General features: G+C 43.9%; 14 protein-coding genes. 4 read left to right on the forward strand and 10 right to left on the reverse strand.

The window, feature by feature from the left end; all coding sequences use genetic code 11:
- Both AC1RR2_RS10490 and AC1RR2_RS10495 read left to right on the forward strand, forming a co-directional pair.
- Positions 1 to 873, forward strand: a complete 873-nt coding sequence (locus AC1RR2_RS10490) for a sensor histidine kinase (RefSeq protein WP_493222204.1) — start codon at positions 1 to 3, stop codon at positions 871 to 873.
- 46 nt (positions 874 to 919) lie between these two features.
- On the forward strand, positions 920 to 1,741 hold the full coding sequence (locus AC1RR2_RS10495) for a LytR/AlgR family response regulator transcription factor (RefSeq protein WP_493222205.1): 822 nt from the start codon (positions 920 to 922) through the stop codon (positions 1,739 to 1,741).
- A gap of 293 nt (positions 1,742 to 2,034) precedes the next feature.
- Here AC1RR2_RS10495 and AC1RR2_RS10500 read toward each other — a convergent pair whose 3' ends face one another.
- The 3 genes from AC1RR2_RS10500 to AC1RR2_RS10510 all read right to left on the reverse strand — a co-directional run bounded on the left by AC1RR2_RS10500 (position 2,035) and on the right by AC1RR2_RS10510 (position 5,136).
- Positions 2,035 to 2,820: a 5'-methylthioadenosine/adenosylhomocysteine nucleosidase gene (locus tag AC1RR2_RS10500; RefSeq protein WP_493222206.1), complete on the reverse strand. Its 786-nt coding sequence runs from the start codon at positions 2,818 to 2,820 to the stop codon at positions 2,035 to 2,037.
- A 306-nt stretch (positions 2,821 to 3,126) separates the two neighbouring features.
- Positions 3,127 to 4,356 (reverse strand): DUF3419 family protein, encoded by a 1,230-nt coding sequence (locus tag AC1RR2_RS10505; RefSeq protein ID WP_493222207.1) that lies wholly within the window; start codon positions 4,354 to 4,356, stop codon positions 3,127 to 3,129.
- A gap of 90 nt (positions 4,357 to 4,446) precedes the next feature.
- Positions 4,447 to 5,136 (reverse strand): hypothetical protein, encoded by a 690-nt coding sequence (locus tag AC1RR2_RS10510; RefSeq protein ID WP_493222208.1) that lies wholly within the window; start codon positions 5,134 to 5,136, stop codon positions 4,447 to 4,449.
- 401 nt (positions 5,137 to 5,537) lie between these two features.
- Between AC1RR2_RS10510 and putP the strand changes: the two genes are divergently transcribed.
- On the forward strand, positions 5,538 to 7,016 hold the full coding sequence (putP, locus tag AC1RR2_RS10515; RefSeq protein WP_493222209.1) for a sodium/proline symporter PutP: 1,479 nt from the start codon (positions 5,538 to 5,540) through the stop codon (positions 7,014 to 7,016).
- 189 nt (positions 7,017 to 7,205) lie between these two features.
- On the opposite strand, the gene AC1RR2_RS10520 is transcribed toward putP, so the two are convergent.
- The 5 genes from AC1RR2_RS10520 to AC1RR2_RS10540 are packed head-to-tail and all read right to left on the reverse strand — an operon-like array spanning position 7,206 to position 11,008.
- Positions 7,206 to 7,736: an SRPBCC family protein gene (locus tag AC1RR2_RS10520; protein WP_493222210.1), complete on the reverse strand. Its 531-nt coding sequence runs from the start codon at positions 7,734 to 7,736 to the stop codon at positions 7,206 to 7,208.
- Positions 7,737 to 7,786: 50 nt separating this feature from the next.
- Positions 7,787 to 9,256, reverse strand: a complete 1,470-nt coding sequence (gene glpK, locus AC1RR2_RS10525; protein WP_493222211.1) for a glycerol kinase GlpK — start codon at positions 9,254 to 9,256, stop codon at positions 7,787 to 7,789.
- Positions 9,257 to 9,286: 30 nt separating this feature from the next.
- Positions 9,287 to 9,826 carry a YgjP-like metallopeptidase domain-containing protein gene (locus tag AC1RR2_RS10530; protein ID WP_493222212.1) on the reverse strand — a complete coding sequence of 180 codons (540 nt, stop codon included), beginning with the start codon at positions 9,824 to 9,826 and terminating at the stop codon, positions 9,287 to 9,289.
- Positions 9,827 to 9,832: 6 nt separating this feature from the next.
- Positions 9,833 to 10,696, reverse strand: coding sequence for an FKBP-type peptidyl-prolyl cis-trans isomerase (locus AC1RR2_RS10535; protein ID WP_493222213.1), 864 nt, complete (start codon positions 10,694 to 10,696; stop codon positions 9,833 to 9,835).
- A gap of 57 nt (positions 10,697 to 10,753) precedes the next feature.
- On the reverse strand, positions 10,754 to 11,008 hold the full coding sequence (locus tag AC1RR2_RS10540; RefSeq protein ID WP_493222214.1) for a hypothetical protein: 255 nt from the start codon (positions 11,006 to 11,008) through the stop codon (positions 10,754 to 10,756).
- A 172-nt stretch (positions 11,009 to 11,180) separates the two neighbouring features.
- Between AC1RR2_RS10540 and AC1RR2_RS10545 the strand changes: the two genes are divergently transcribed.
- Positions 11,181 to 12,674, forward strand: coding sequence for a CoA-acylating methylmalonate-semialdehyde dehydrogenase (locus AC1RR2_RS10545; protein ID WP_493222215.1), 1,494 nt, complete (start codon positions 11,181 to 11,183; stop codon positions 12,672 to 12,674).
- A 106-nt stretch (positions 12,675 to 12,780) separates the two neighbouring features.
- Here the strand turns inward: AC1RR2_RS10545 and AC1RR2_RS10550 are convergent, their stop codons facing one another.
- Together AC1RR2_RS10550 and AC1RR2_RS10555 are read right to left on the reverse strand one after the other, a co-directional pair.
- Positions 12,781 to 13,512: a chitinase gene (locus AC1RR2_RS10550; protein WP_493222216.1), complete on the reverse strand. Its 732-nt coding sequence runs from the start codon at positions 13,510 to 13,512 to the stop codon at positions 12,781 to 12,783.
- Positions 13,513 to 13,666: 154 nt separating this feature from the next.
- Positions 13,667 to 16,561 (reverse strand): TonB-dependent receptor domain-containing protein, encoded by a 2,895-nt coding sequence (locus tag AC1RR2_RS10555; RefSeq protein WP_493222217.1) that lies wholly within the window; start codon positions 16,559 to 16,561, stop codon positions 13,667 to 13,669.
- Between the last annotated feature and the right edge of the window lie 313 nt (positions 16,562 to 16,874).

Genomic DNA, 16,874 nt, shown 5'->3' on the forward strand with positions numbered 1-16,874 from the left:
ATGAAAGAAGACAATAAAAATCAGGTACTTTTGTTCATGCTGGATGTAGCGGATACAGCGAAAGTCTTTTGGTGGAAATTCTTTGATTGGTTAGCTGTCATTTCCTGGAGTTACTTGGTTTTTGTATCGCTGTTAGCGATGATTATCGGTGGCATATTAGGCTTGGGTGCTCTTTTACCTTTGCTAGTATTTTCATCCATCATGATCAAGAGTTTGGCTGGTGGCAAACGTCGTGCAGAAATCGCTGCCAGTGATGCCGCCACCAGAGCTGATGTAGAGGCTTTAGAACGCCGTGTTTTAGAAGCTGAAATGGCCACCTTGCAAGCACAAATTGAGCCGCATTTTCTGTTTAATACCTTGGCGCTGATTGGGCAATTAATAGAAACCAATCCAGAACAGGCATCGATTGTTCATACGCACTTGATTAAATATCTGCGTGCAGCTTTACCGCAAATTCGTGAACAAGGCGGTGGAAAACTAGGTCAGCAATTGGAATTGTCGCGTGCCTATTTGAATATTATGCAAGCCCGTATGCAAGAACGTTTGACTTATAAAATTGACTGTCCACGTGAATTGGAACACGCCCATTTTCCATCTATGATGATACAAACTCTGGTTGAAAATTCGATCAAACATGGATTAGAACCTAAAACTGATGGCGGTCATATCAATATCATCGCACGTCAGGGTGAACACGAAATCCAGGTAGAAGTCAGCGACAACGGTATTGGTTTTGATCTACACGCTGATGATGGTATAGGACTGAGCAATATTCGGGAACGTTTAAAAGTCTTATACGGCATGAAAGCAAGCTTAGTTATTGAAGTTCCAGAAACAGGCGGCGCAAAATTGACTTTACATATTCCTGATTAATCACAATCATTAAACTCGACTTTTACATAAAAGAATATTCTGCTCTATGAAAACTATTACTGCCATGATCGTTGATGATGAAACACCTATGCGTGATCATCTGCGATCTAAATTAAAAAAAATCTGGCCTGATTTACAGATAGTTGCAGAAGCGCCTAATGGAATTGTAGCGATAGAAGAAGCTCAGCAATATCAGCCCGATATTATTTTCTTAGATATTCGTATGCCTGGAAAAAACGGTATTGAAGCGGCAAGTCAATTAGCACAACAAGCCTTAATTGTTTTTGTAACGGCTTATGATGAATATGCAATTCAAGCGTTTGAACGCGGTGCTATGGACTACTTATTAAAGCCTATCGATAACGATAGATTGCAACAAACTTGTTTGCGCTTACAACAAAGATTAGAAGAAAAACAGCCGCATAAAAATGATCATCGTGAATCTCAAATTATTACAAGTACGACTGAAACCAAATCACAATCAGAACAAGTCGAACAATTGTTAAACCAATTAATGCAACATCAACAAAGCCAGCAACGCGATTATTTACGTTGGATACAAGCTAGCGTTGGATCCACTTTACGCATGATCAGTACCAAAGAAATTTTATTTTTTAAATCGGATGAAAAATATACTTTAGTGCAAACTGAACAGGCCGAATTTTTAATTCGTAAAACTTTAAAAGAATTAGAAGATGAACTAGATCCTAAAGAATTTTGGCGTATCCATCGATCGACTTTGGTTAGGGTGAGTGCAATTGCAGAAGTAACGCGGGATTTTCGTGGTCGGCAAATGTTAGGTTTAAAAGGAAGTTCAGAGAAACTCGAAGTGAGCCGCAATCATACCCATTTATTTCAACAAATGTGATTTATTTCAGCAGTTTTTTTTGTGGTGAGAAAAAGCGTTTTTTTCTTTTAATTGAATAAGTTTATATATATGAATAGTAGTAGTTGTTAACGTCGACAAATTTTGTGGATAAGCCTAGTTTACTAATAAAAATCAAAGCGCTAGAGAAAATATAAGTAGGCGGAAAATCTTTGTATGAAGACTCAACAATATTTGTATAAGTTTTTAAGCTTGAGTAAGTAAGCAAGTTCTACACAAAATCTGCATAATTTATGCACAGCTTTATCCACAAAAATAAATGAATCTTTGTTGTTTCAATTTAACTGTTCTTGTCGATTTTCAAAATAGTTCTTTAAAATTCCTAAGCTATACGGTGCTGCGACGTTTTTTACAAAACTTAAAAAGTCGATATGCGCTGTTTCATCCGCACTATCAGAAATAGTTCTCAAAATAGCAAATGCTAAATCATGTTCTTCACAGACTTGAGCAATTGCCGCACCTTCCATTTCCACTGCCAGTAAATCAGGTAAAGCCTGTTTTAATTGTCGTAAGTTAGCGCTGTCATGAATAAATTGATCACCGCTGGCGATTAGTCCGTTGTGTAACTTTACGTCTTGTAATTGAAATTCCTCGATTTGTGCCGCAGAAAATTGTTGTCCTAAGTTTTGGATAAATTTTTTCGTGGCGGTTTGCAGCTCTTGATGTAAATCTTTGTGTGCAAAAAAACGCGATTTACCAGTTAATGGAATTTCAAATCGTGGAAATAGCGGTGAAGCATCCATATCGTGTTGTAGTAGCGCGTCAGCAATCACGATATCTCCTACCTTCAGCAAGCGGTCAGCAGCTCCGGCAACGCCGCTTAGAATCAGTTGATTCACTTGAAAATGATGAATCAGAAGACTGGTTGTACTGGCGGCAGCAACTTTTCCTATTCCTGCTAACACCATAACAATCGTATTTCCCCACAATTCACCTTGTATGAATTCACGTTTAGCGATGTGATGAACTTTTTTATTGACGATGAATGCTTGTAAGCCTTCTTGTTCTTCACGCATAGCGAAGATTAAGCCAGTGATCTTAGGTTTGATTGAATTAGACATAAGTTTTTAGAAGAAGAGCTAAAGAGGAAAGCAGCTTTGTTTTGTATACATAAGGTATATATATACATAGTAGTAGTAGTTAACGTAGCGCTTTTTTGTGGATAAGCCGGTTTACTGAAATGAAATCAAGGCTTTAGCCTAAGGATAAGGACTGGGACAAGACTTGTACAGAAAAAGAACAGATTCTGCATAAGATTTTGACTGTGGATAGCTGATGTGGTTTTACACATTACTTCCTCAAGATATGCAAAGACTTATCCACAGCAAAAGTGCTTATTTTATAGGCAAAATTGTCTTATTTAAGGCTTAATTTCGTTCTAAAAGGAAGAAGGATCCGTACAAAGCACTGCGATCTTTTGCTTGTAGTGTTTGATTTAGTAGGGAATTGGTGTGCCACATTGAGGGTGTTTTACAAAAAACATCTTGTGGCAGGGGTAAACTGGTTCCCAGGCTACGGATTAATACCTTGGCTTGCGGTGCTGCGCAGCGTTCGATTTCTCCCCATAGTTCTTTCATCGCTGTTGGATGTAAATAATCAAGGTGGTCTTGTAGTACAAAGACATCAATAGAGTACGCGGGCTGTTGTTTCAAATAGTCGATCAGACATGTTTGATGTCCGTGAATACGATGTGCGTATTGACGTAGATGGTGGAAAAATTCTTTTTGTAAATACGTAGGGAGACTATGTTGTTGGTGTAATGGGCTGGTTTGGCCTAGAACCTGAAGTGCAAAGTGATTGTTTTGTATAGGAAAATCACATAATAGATGTCTTAATCTTTGAACCAAAATGGTATTGATATTTTGATGTGCGTCGTGCACTTGTTTTAGTCGAGTGATTTGGTTTTGATTAAACCCTAAACCACGCAAAATGCTTTGCTGATTGATTAGAAATCTCAAAGATTTTCTATGTAATGCAGGCAAGATAGCTTGATCAAAAATGATTTTTTGTTGTTCCAGCGTTTGGGCACTGAGCATACTTTTAAAGTCGGCACCTAGCTTCTTTAAGATAAAACGCAGGCAAGACAGACTGATGTTGTAGAGGCCATGTTTCTGTAGATTTTGACTAAATATCTGATAGCGAGGTTGACCGAGAAAGTTTCTGGATTGCCAGTACTTACTCGCAGATACCGACAAATTGCCGCGTATATGACGTTGATATCGTTTTAGATTATCGCTTTGGCCGGGATTTAACAAAAATTGTAGTACTGCGTCGTAGTCAGGCAAATGAGCAATTGCTTTGGTCTTTATTTCCAGCAGAGCGAGTTGTGCTGGATTTTCATCGACACAGTGTACCGCTGCTGGTTTGCTATTGAGATAGGCTAAGGCATGACAGGCGCCGGCAGAAATCGTAACGATATTGGACGCTGGCTTTAAATTCAGAGCAAGTAAATCAACTGAACTATCGGCCCAAGTTTGAGTTTGTATTAAACCTTGATGTAATTTAGGAACTTTATTTTCATTTTTTACAAAATGAAATCCTGGCAATTTGAATACGGAATGGTCTTGATTGGTACGGAAGAGCGTCTTGCTAGTCATGGCCTACACCTGAAAGTATCGAGGAATAGGACAGACTGTAGGGCTTTAAGGTGACATGTTTATGACATTAGATCTCGCTCAGCGTTGTTACTATAAGCGACCGCAGCTGACCGGTATAGCTGGTGGTACCAGGTCTGGCGATTCACCGGCTTTGCGATGACGTATGCAATACGTGCCATAGGGTGTTTTTACTTTGCTGACGGGGCGGTCATCGTAAGTATGTTTATTCTCTATTTTGACACCTTCACGCGGAATTTGAGCCGCATCGGCGACTGCATTGCCGAATTGTTTGATGGGATCAGCTTTAGGTTTGAGTCTTTTTTCTTGCTCTTGAAAATCTGCTTTCAAGCTTTGCGTGAGCTCAGCAATATTGCGTTGCAAAGGGCGCTGTATTGTGTCTTCTGCTGGTGATGCTTTGCTTTGCTCTTCAGTTTTGTTTTCGTTTTGATTCTGAGCTGAGATTGAAAGCGCAGAAAATCGTTTCCTGTGAGCTGAGTCGATGCTATTTTTCTTGGGCGAAATTTTGACGGAATTAGCTGTTGCTGATTTTAGTCGGGCTGTTTGATTCAAAGCCGGCAGGTGAATGATATGTAGGAATTGATTTTGTTTAGCTTGAAGATCAGTTTTTATCAATAACTTGGAATAGGTTTGCCAGGAAAAAAATACACCAAGATGGATGAGAACAACGATAAAGAAGATGCTGTGTTGGCGTAATTTTTGTTGATGCATGGAAGAGTAAAGGTAGCCGGAAGCGGAAGCTGGAGAATCGAAGATTAACATCGAATAGGCTTTTTTACATCATTAAACAAAATTTGCTGGGCTGAAGTTAACAGACACTAGCCCTAGTTGAGTTTTTTTGAAAATGCTGTTTTCAAAATTAGTGCAAGCTTTTCTAATTTTTTTTGGAAGAATATACGTTGATTTTGGATTCTGATTTGACTTTGTATTTACTTCAAGGCTTATGTAAGACCGTAGGAACTGTCTGTACAACGACTTGTCTGAATTGACCTGGCATGAGAGCTATTTCTGTTCTTGTGACTTGTTCTGGCTTGAGCGATACTGCGAGGCAGAAGTTTGGCGCTAATTGATGTAAATGCGTCAGCCAAGGAAAAAGTGGCTAGTCATAATTTACCTATATTTCCTTAAATTGAAAAACATTAAAAAAGAAAGGCAGCACGGAGATGGATTTTAGTAACCCTACCAGTATCACCTTCATCATTTATATTCTAGCCATGATAGGGATAGGATTTGCCGCATGGCGCTTTACCAACAATTTATCGGATTATATTTTGGGTGGGCGTAGTCTCGGTGCCTTCGTTACTGCGATGAGTGCGGGTGCTTCGGATATGAGTGGTTGGTTGTTGATGGGTCTGCCCGGCGCACTCTATTTTTCTGGCGTATCTGAAAGTTGGATCGCGATAGGTTTAACTTTGGGGGCTTGGTTTAACTGGCATTTAGTTGCAGGACGTCTGCGTGTGTACACAGAGTTGACGAATAATGCTTTGACTTTACCTGATTATTTTACCCACAGATTTGAAGATACCAGTAAGTTATTGCGGATTATTTCTGCCTTAGTTATTTTGGTCTTTTTCACGATTTACTGTGCGTCTGGGATGGTCGCAGGTGCGCGCTTGTTCCAGCAAACTTTTGGCATGAGCTATGAAGTTTCATTGTGGGCGGGTGCAGCAGCGACGATTATTTATGTATTTATCGGTGGTTTTTTAGCGGTGAGTTGGACTGATACCGTGCAAGCGACTTTGATGATTTTTGCTTTGTTGTTAGCGCCAGTGATGGTGATTATGCATGTGGGCGGCTTCAGTGAAGCGATCACGGTGATTCAAAATATCAATCCTAAATACACGGATTTATTTAGTGGTACCTCGTTCATTGGTATCGTGTCCTTATTGGCTTGGGGTTTAGGTTATATGGGACAGCCCCATATTTTGGCGCGCTTCATGGCCGCTGAAAATTTTGCGACGATTAAGAATGCACGTCGCATCGGTATGACCTGGATGATCTTGTGTTTAGGTGGTGCGATTGCTGTTGGTTTTTTTGGCATTGCCTATTTTGCGATGCATCCTGATCAAGCTGGTGCGGTAACCGCAAATAAGGAAACAGTTTTTATTTCCCTGTCACAGATTTTATTTAATCCATGGATCGCTGGTATTTTGTTGTCAGCCATTTTAGCCGCGGTGATGAGTACTTTGTCTTGCCAATTATTGGTATGTTCGTCGGCTTTGACCGAAGATTTTTATAAGCCATTTTTCCGTCCTAATGCATCACAAAAAGAATTGGTGTGGTTTGGTCGTATGATGGTGTTGGTGATTGCGGTGATCTCTATCGCGATCGCCTCAAATCCTAGCAGCAGTGTACTAGGTTTGGTTAGCAATGCCTGGGCTGGTTTTGGTGCTGCATTCGGACCGGTCGTCTTGTTGTCTTTGATCTGGCCGAGTATGAATCGTAATGGTGCATTGGCGGGTATGTTCGTTGGTGCTTTGACGGTCTTGGTGTGGGGTGAATTTAAATGGTTTGGTTTGTATGAATTAGTACCGGGATTTTTATTCGCTTGTTTGGCTGTTGTGATTGGTAGTAAGTTGGGTGCGCCTGCTTCTGAGAAAATGAAGGCGGCGTTTGCGACTATGCGTCAGCAATCACAGTAAATAGTAGTCGGACTTACGCAAAACAGACGCTGGCGTTGTTGTGTTCGCCTAGCCGTGCAATTGCACTGTCTTCGGCTCCACGGCTAGCCAGCGCAATTTTGTGTAAGTCCTAGGTAAAAAAAGATAGATAAAAAAATGGCGGGGAAGAACTTCCTCGCCATTTTTTTCAATATGATCTTTGGGGCTAGTTTAATTTTTTTCAGCGATTAATTTTAGATTTTGTAGACCACTGTCAAAATCAGGACCAACCATTTTGTCCATAAACGGGACAAATAATTTCATCATAAAATTGCCTTCGCTACTACCCAACATGGACCAGGTCACTTTGGTAGTCGTGCCTTCAGGTTCTAACGTTAAAGTACCCGTAGAAGGTTTGCCCATACCTTCAAAATAGAGTTCATAGTTGATAACTTGATTGGCGGCTACTTTGGTAAATTTCATACCGCCGTTTCCTTCGCTTTTACTCTTCCAATCCCAAGCTGCACCTGCACCCATTTCTGGTCCTGAATACAGCATTTCCATGTTGGGGTCACGTTGATTCCAGACCGACCATTTTTTCCACTCTTTTGGTGTTGCGATCAAGGGATAGATTTTATCTGGTGAAGTATTAATTTTGATGCTGCGGATGACGCCGTAATGATTGGGCATCATATAGGCGACGGCAATCAAAATTAGTATCAGCGCGGCTAAGCCTATGAGCAATCGTTTTAGTAGTTGCATGATGTTCCCTTCTCAGAATTGAATAAAGTATTGTGCTGCAGTTTCTAAAACTAACGCAAGCTTTGTACGGCTTTTTTCCAGTTTTGCATTAAATTGTGTGCGGCGTCGCGCGAAATACCGGGTAAAAAACGTCGCTGTTCTTTCCATAGAGCACTACATTCTTCCAAATTCGCGTAGACACCCAGTTTTAGTCCTGCCAAATAGGCTGTACCAAGAGCGGTGGTTTCTAAGATGTCCGGACGGACGACTGGAATACCAAGTAAATCGGCTTGAAATTGCAGCAAAGTGTTATTTGAAGCGGCACCGCCATCTACTCGTAATTCGGTGATGGTGGTATGGCTGTCGTTCTGCATCGCAAACAGCAACTCGGCACTTTGGAAGGCAATTGCTTCGATAGCCGCTCTGGCGATATGTGCGGCCTGAGTGCCGCGATGTAGTCCCAAGATCGCACCTTTGACGTGCGGGTCCCAATAAGGCGCACCGAGTCCGGCAAATGCAGGTACGAAGATTACACCATCGCTATCGGGCACACTATTGGCTAGCGCCTCAATGTCACTGGCTTGGCTAAACAGATGCAACTGATCACGCAACCACTGTACCACCGCACCGCCGATGAAGACACTGCCTTCCAGCGCGTATTGCACCTGATGATCGAGTTGGCAAGCTGCGGTACTGATTAAGCCATGTTGTGACTGACTGCATAGATCTGCGGTTTGTAACAGCATGAAGCAACCAGTGCCGTAGGTATTTTTTGCCATACCAGCTTGAAAACAGGCTTGACCAAATAGTGCAGATTGTTGATCACCAGCGATCCCAGCGATGGGTATTGCTGATCCAAACAGATGGCAATCACCAAAGTGATGACTGGATGCATGTACCTCGGGTAAGATTGCAGCCGGGATATTAAACAGTGACAGTAGCTCCTCGTCCCAGCGATTCTGATGAATATTCCACAGCATGGTGCGTGAGGCATTGGTGACGTCGCTGACATGTAATTGGTGTTCGCTGAGCTGCCAAGCGAGCCAGGTATCTATTGTGCCAAAGGCTAATTCGCCTCCTTGTGCCTTGTTTCTGGCATCCGGAATATGATCAAGTATCCAGGCAAGCTTGGTCGCAGAAAAATAGGGATCGAGCACCAGTCCGGTTTTTTCTTGTATGGTTTTACTGTAGCCCTGAGCCCGTAAGGCATCGCAATGAGCGCTGGTGCGCCGGTCTTGCCAGACGATAGCCGGGCAAATGGGATGGCCAGTTTTTTTGTCCCAAACTACGGTAGTTTCACGCTGATTGGTGATGCCTATGCCGGCGATTTCTCGGGTATGGATGCCGCTTGTTTGAAGCACTTGTTTGATGGTGGCAAGTTGGCTGCGCCATATTTCCATCGCATCATGTTCGACCCAACTCGCTTGTGGAAAATATTGTGGGAATTCTTGCTGGGCACTGGCAATGATTTGACCTGCGCGATTGAAAAGAATAGAGCGTGAACTGGAAGTACCTTGATCGAGTGCTAGTAAATAGGTCATGCGGCTCTCCAGATGCTGTGACTGTTTTGCTTACTGCGAGTTACTTTGACCCCAGACTTCACCACCATGTACTTCAATTTGCGTCAGATACAAACGGCAATCCAGTTCGTATTGATGATAGTCGGGTTCCATATAGGTGCACAATTGATAGAAGGCTTTATTGTGCTCTTTCTCTTTCAGGTGCGCTAATTCATGCACGCTGATCATCTTAAGAAATTCTTCAGGTACATATTTGAATAGACTGGCTATTCTGATTTCATTTTTGGTCTTGAGTTTACTGCCTTGCACCCGCGACACATAGGTATGTGTGCCTAAAGCATTTTTGATGACGTGTAGCTTATTGTCGTACAAAACTTTACTGATCTGATCACCGTTCCTTAGCGTTTCACTCTTCAAATCCTGGACGTATTGATATAAGGCTTTATCGGTGCGGATGTCATGGATCTGTGGATATTTTTTGCGTAAGTGTTGCGCCAGTTTTTCGCTCTCAAGCAACTGCCTGACCTGGGCTTGTAAATGCTCAGGATAGGCAGTGAGATACTTAAGTGTGTTTGATTTGGTATCCGTCAAAATAATCTATTTTACTTTTAACAGTTCAACTTCAAAAATCAAATCTGAATTGGCTGGGATCAAACCGTTACCCACTTCACGGGCGCCATAAGCGAGCGCAGCGGGGATGATTAAGGTGCGTTTGCCGCCAATTTTCATACCTTGTACACCCAGATCCCAACCGCGTATCACTTCGCCGCCATTGATGGTGAAACTGAATGCTTCGCGTTTGCGTGAGCTGTCAAATTCCTTGCCTTTTTCGCCTTTGGCTTTCGGGTCACGCAACCAGCCTGTGTAATGAACAGTGACTTGTTTGCCGCTGATCGCTTCTACGCCCTTACCTAGCTTGTTATCTATCTTTTTGACTTCTGGCATATTAATGACATCCAATAATTCAATATCAAATACCAAATCTGCGTCAGGTGGAATCACGCCTTTGCCTGCACCACGTGAGCCATAGCCCAATTGTGAAGGAATGATCAAGGTGCGCTTACCGCCGACTTTCATGCCTTGTACGCCTTGTTCCCAACCCTTGATGACACGACCTTCGCCGAGATTAAAGCTAAATGGGCCGCGACCAATCGAGCTGTCAAAAGCTTTGCCATGTTGATGCTCTGCCTGAGGATCACGCAGCCAGCCACTATAGTGCACGACCACCGTCTTACCCGTGACGGCTTCCAGACCGCTACCGACCACACTGTCGATTTTTTCTAATACGGGAGCGACCGGTACTACTGGCGCGACTGGTGCAGGGGTTTCTTGATTGCTTGTTGCTGCACTAGCTGTCGTGCTGGCCACTTTTTCTTGTGCAGCTTTTTGTTCCTGCGCATGCGTCGTGCTTACGCATAAATTGCCGGCAAGTGCGAGCGTTACGATCAGACTTGATTTCATAGATGAGTTTTCCTTGATTGAGTAGTTGTTTAGCGTGTTGGTATTTGGGTTTGAATATTAGCGCTTTAATTTTGCTTCGAATGCGATGTCCAGTTTACTGGCTTTGCGAGGAGCTTCTTTTTGTACGCTATTAACAAAACGCACAAAGTCATCGATGTCTAAAGCAGTACAAAGTTGCTCTTGGGTTTCAGGATCATGACCAAGCACCAGATAAAAATGCCCGCTGCCGGTGCTCACCATAGAATAGGGCGCATTATTGCTACGTTGTTTTAAACGTAGCACGGCATTACTTGCTTTGGTTGAACGTGCCATAGTGTCCTTGTTTTTTTATGAGGCGCGAGGCGTCATGTTTGACGACGGATTTGGTGTCGCAGTGAGCGTCGATACCTAGCTTTGTGTAAATAGCTTTGAAACTTCGCCTCGAAACTTAAGCTCCAACATGATAATCTAGACGCTCGATTTGGAGAATACCAGAAGGATAAGCATGACAGTGATTGCGCATTATATGAATGGCGGATTGGTCGCGTCGAATAGTGGACGTCAACAAGCTGTATTTAACCCCGCCAGCGGTGAGCAAATCGCTAGTGTGGCATTGGCCAGTGCTGATGAGGTAGACCGGGCAGTAGGGTTCGCACTAGCCGCCTGGCCAGCTTGGAGTGAGACGGCGCCTTTGCGACGGGCGCGGGTGATGTTTAAATTTAAAGCTCTGCTAGAACAACATCAGGAACAACTGGCGGCCATTATTACCCGTGAACACGGTAAGATTTTTTCGGACGCGATGGGGGAAGTGACGCGCGGTATTGAGGTGGTGGAGTTTGCCTGCGGTTTGCCGCAATTATTGAAAACCCAGTTTTCGGACAATATTGGTGGTGGAATCGATCAATGGAATATCCGTCAGTCTTTAGGGGTTTGTGTCGGTATTACGCCATTTAATTTCCCCTTCATGGTACCGATGTGGATGGCACCGTTGGCAATCGCGACCGGAAATACGTTTATCTTGAAACCCTCAGAACGTGATCCTTCGGCGTCTTTGTTGATCGCCGATTTGTTTAAACAAGCTGGTTTGCCCGATGGTGTTTTTAATGTACTGCAAGGCGATAAAGTCGCGGTAGATGCTTTGTTGGTGCATCCAGATGTTGCAGCAATTTCTTTCGTTGGCTCAACCCCGATTGCGGAAACGATTTATGCAGAAGCGACACGTCGTGGCAAACGCGTGCAAGCCTTGGGTGGTGCTAAGAATCATTTGGTCGTGATGCCAGATGCCGATTTGGAGCAGGCGGTAGATGCTTTGATGGGCGCGGCTTACGGTTCGGCAGGCGAGCGTTGTATGGCAATTTCTGTCGCCGTGGCAGTCGGTGCTATTGCTGATCAATTAGTGGAAAAAATAGTGCCGCGAGTACGCGCCTTGAAAATTCGTGATGGCATGGACGCCGCAGCGGAAATGGGGCCGGTAATTTCGGCTGCGCATAAGCAGAAGATAGAAAATATGATTGCTGCCGGTGTCAGTGAAGGTGCGCAATTACGAGTCGACGGACGAGGTTTGCAAGTGCCTGGACATGAACACGGTTATTTTTTAGGCGGCTCTTTGTTTGATCATGTGCAAGAAGGGATGCAGATCCATCGCGAAGAAATATTTGGCCCGGTATTGTGCGTGGTGCGGGTGCCAGATTTCGCATCAGCTTTGGCGCTGATTAATCGACATGAATTTGGCAATGGGGTTTCATTGTTTACCGCCGATGGTAATACCGCACGTGAATTTTCACGTCGTGTGCAAGTGGGTATGGTCGGTATTAATGTACCGATCCCGGTACCGATGGCATGGCACTCATTCGGCGGTTGGAAGCGTTCATTGTTTGGGGATATGCATGCCTATGGCGAGGAGGGAATTCGCTTCTATACACGCTATAAATCGATTATGCAGCGGTGGCCAGACAGCATAGCCAAGGGGGCGGAATTTACTATGCCGGTGGCGAAGTGATTGGTAGGAAAATGATAGGAGAAAGAAAGGAAAGACAGAAAATAGCGCTACTGTCTTTCTCTAAAGATTGAATTGGTTTGATGCTTTAATTTGACCAACTGATTGATCAGCAAGCTTTGTGTTTGCCCGGTGCTACGCCCAGCATAGCGGTAATTTTCAAATAATTCTGTATGCGCATTTGTTGTTGTTTATAGCCGATATTGTCGCTAGGTTTAGAACATTCCAAGTCGCCATTAATACTGCGCACGGTCTCGCCAAATCCTAAATCTTGTTTAATCGCGACATGGCTCGGTAAAGGTCCAGACCCTTTGATTTCCATCCAATACCACAAGGCCGTTTTCCAGGCGACGGTCGGATTGCGTGCCACCATGTCGGGGTCATTCAGCAAATCTAAACCCAGCGCTTTGCCTGCTAAAGCATAATTGAAATTCCAGCTCAGTTGAATCGGACCGCGTCCAAAATACTGCTTTCCTTTTGCGCAAGGAACACCATTCTTGTCATTGCAATAGTGGTCGTGAGCGCTGGTATCAACTTCGGTAATTGCTTGTAACTCGTGTGACTCATGCATGATGTTGGCGAGAAAAGCGGCAACTTCACGTTTGTTTTCTAGCTCACTACCAAAGTTGCCAAACTCAGGATAGGCCTTGGTTGCTTCGACTAATCCAGCGTAGGTGTAGAAGGGAATACGTTTTGGGAAAAGATTTTCAAATTGTGCTTCAGTGATCATAAAGCCAGTTTGTTTTGTCGCCTGATATGCTGTTGTGGCGCAAGCGCTGATGCCAAGCGCTAGCGACATCGTTGTTACTAGCGCTGCGGTGATACGAGTCATTTTTTTCATGTGCTTCCTTCTATCTCTGTGAGCTAAATTGTGGCGTCGTTTAGCTTAAACAAAGTAGGGATTGAAAGCAAAGAAGTGGTATTGAATTATGAAAAATAGTGAAAAAAAATGGCGAACCGAAGTTCGCCATTTTTCAAACTAAGAACTAATCAGATTAGAACTTGATTGTTGCACCTACACTGAAATAACGACCGACTGCATCGTAGTATTGTGGGAAGGTGTTACCGCTGTTAGTACCTGTTGAACCAATAGTTGAACCGACGATCGGTGGCAATTTATTCGCTGCATTGTTGATACTGATGTTTAGGCGAATGTGTTTGTTGAAGTTCCAGACAGCGCTCAAATCAAAGTAATCATAGGCTTTGATTGATGCGTAAGCTGGCAAGAAGTTGGTGCCACCTGGTTCCTCGATCACACCACTAACATGACGCCAGTTGTAGCCGAAGACGAATTCACCAAACGTCCATGCTGTACGTTGAGTAAATTTGTTTTTGTATGTTGGGCCGCCGCAAGCAACTGAGTAGTAACCTAAGCAATCACGATCCACGGATGCTGGGGTTGGTTGTGCATGATATGACGTCGTCTTGTTCAAATCGAAGCCTAAATCCAAACGTCCATATTTCGCGTCCAACCCCAGAACTGTCATTGGTACTTGGTATTTCACACTTAAGTCGTAACCAGCGGTACTTTGCTTACCTAGGTTAGACAAAGTTGTGACTACACCTTTCGAATCCGTACCGTTGAAGCTACCGTTGGCCGTGCTACGGAATACCAGAGCGCAAGAAGCGTTCATCGTTAAGCCTGGATTGAACTTTGCTGAGTAGCAGCCATCCAAAACGTCTGTTGTCGTAGGCGAGGAGATCGCCTTTGTAATGTCGATTTTGTAGTAATCGAGACTAATTGCCAATTTCGGCAATGGTTCGATTACGAAACCGATAGTTTTGGTTTTTGCTTCTTCAGGACCAAGATTTGGGTTACCACCGGTTTGACGATTGATCTGACCTGCGGATGGTTTATCTAATGAGCCAATCACGCTAGCTGGTACACCAGTTAAGCGGCACAGATTGGATAGAGTACCTGCTGTATTGGCTTCAGCGGCATTAATCAAATTCAATTGGCAAGGATCCGTTGCTAAGTTGCTCAAACCAGTTGTTTGTGGTGCGAACAATTCGTTGACGTTAGGTGCGCGTGTTGCCATTTGTACCATGCCGCGGAAACGTAACATTTGAATCGGTGCCCATTCGCCGCCGTATTTGTAGCTGCCGTAATCTTGTGATTTTTTAGCAGTTGCAAAATTAGTTTGACGATAGCCGATCTCAGCATTTAATGAACGAATGAATGGTAAGTCTTTGATCAAAGGGATCGCTGCTTCAACCGCATATTCTTTCAATTTAAAACTACCTGTGCGATCAGGAGTCGGTGCGCCAGTACCGAGAACTTCACCTTGTAATTGAGACGCAGCATCAGACTTAGTATAAGCGGTCAATTTACGTTGTTCAGCACTGACTGAAACACTGATAGGATCTTTCGCCCATGGGCTCTTGATACTACCTAAATCACCGGATGTAGACGCAGCGGCGACGTCTTGTTCAACGCCTTGCATCAAAATAGCACTTTGATTGATGAATGCAACTTGTTCAGGAGTGATAGAACCTGCTGCGCCCCATACGTTCAGAGGTACGCATCCATTAGATGTGTCTACGCACTTGCCAACAGCAACAGAGTTCAAAGCTTGTTTAACTTTGGACAATGAACCCCAGTTCTTACGAATTTGAGTCTGGTCAGCTGATCCACGGCTCCAATACGCGTCATAGTTCCAAGAGCCAGCGATTTCACCTTTAGCACCGATAGTGTACTGCAGTGTTTTATTATCGAAATCGTTGAAGCGTGGGCCCATTTCCGTGATGCGGCGACCGATGGTCAAAGGCACTATTGTTGTATTCCCAACTACGCAATCTGCTGCAGCAATCCCGCGGCGTTGGCACAATTGATCGCGTGCCCCAGCTGGAATGAATGGATTACCGATAGGTACGTTGAAGGTATTATTAAATGTTCCAGACTCTGCTAAGGTGGATGCGACTTTGCTCGCAGTGTAGAACATTTCCGCATACATTTCAAAATTGTCATTGATCTTGTAATTGGCCAGCGATGTCGCTTGTGAGCGATCTAAACCAGTTACGTAGTAGTTCAATGGATTGAAGTTATACAAATTGACAGGCTGTACTAATTTGCCAGTTGTCGGATCGATCTGCCAAGTACCTGCCAAGACGTCGGTACCGCCAGTGCCTTTGGTGGTGGACATGGCTGCAGGGATTGTTGTACCAGAACCATCTGGTGCGCCAGTAACTGAGTTTAATGCACTTAAGCCATAGGCACGTGTGCCTTGTGTCAAAGGATCAGATTTAGTACGACCCAGACTTAATACGACGTTACCGCGACCTTCGTCAAGGCTGGCGCCCATGGTGATGTCGGTGCGATTACGTTTGGCATCAGATTTGCTCGTGGAGCCGTAGGAAGTATTGACTTCAAAACCTTGGAAATTCTTTTTCAAATTAAAGTTGGCGACACCTGAAACGGCGTCAGCACCGTACACCACGGAAGCACCACCAGTAACTAAGTCAACACGGCTTAACAAGGCGATAGGAATTGAATTCGTATCGACGGTGCCACCTAAGTCATAAGGTACCAGACGGCGACCATTGACCAAGACCAGCGTACGGTTAGAGCCTAAACCACGTAAATCAATCGTCGCCGCGCCGCCAGTACCGTTGTTAGTGCCTGGGCCGATAGCAGGGACAGCTGCTGGCAAGCCTTTGAAAAATTCTTCTACAGCAACTGGTTGGGAGGACTTGATCTCTTCTGCGGAGATGGAACCAATAGGACTATTGGAAGTCGTACCTGGGGAAGTAATACGGGTACCGGTTACGACGACGGTGTCCATCTTTTTTTCTTGTGCCATCGCAGGTAAAGCCATGACGCCCATACTTGCTACTACACCGCCGGTAAACATGAGTCGCAAGGAACGCGACAGGATTTTTTCTACAATCATTTGATACTCCTCGTGTGGGGGAACACTATTTTGAAAGTCAGTCTGGTATAAAAACTGATGTTGTTTGCTGCTTCCCTCTTGGGTGGTAAGTTTTATACACGTCTTAAGTAGCGTGCTCTTTACATCGACTATATTTGCATTGATGTATGCAGGCGTAATGAGACCATTTTCCAGTTCGCCATGTCAATTGAACCCACAGCGATGTTTTCGCTAAACAACAGTTGTTTTTTTACTTGATTTAATCGATGTTTCCTGATTGCATTTGTCTACGTGGTATCTTTGCTAGGTCTTCGTTTAATAGCTTGTTTTGTTA

Source organism: Undibacterium sp. GW821-FHT11H02, assembly GCF_058808015.1.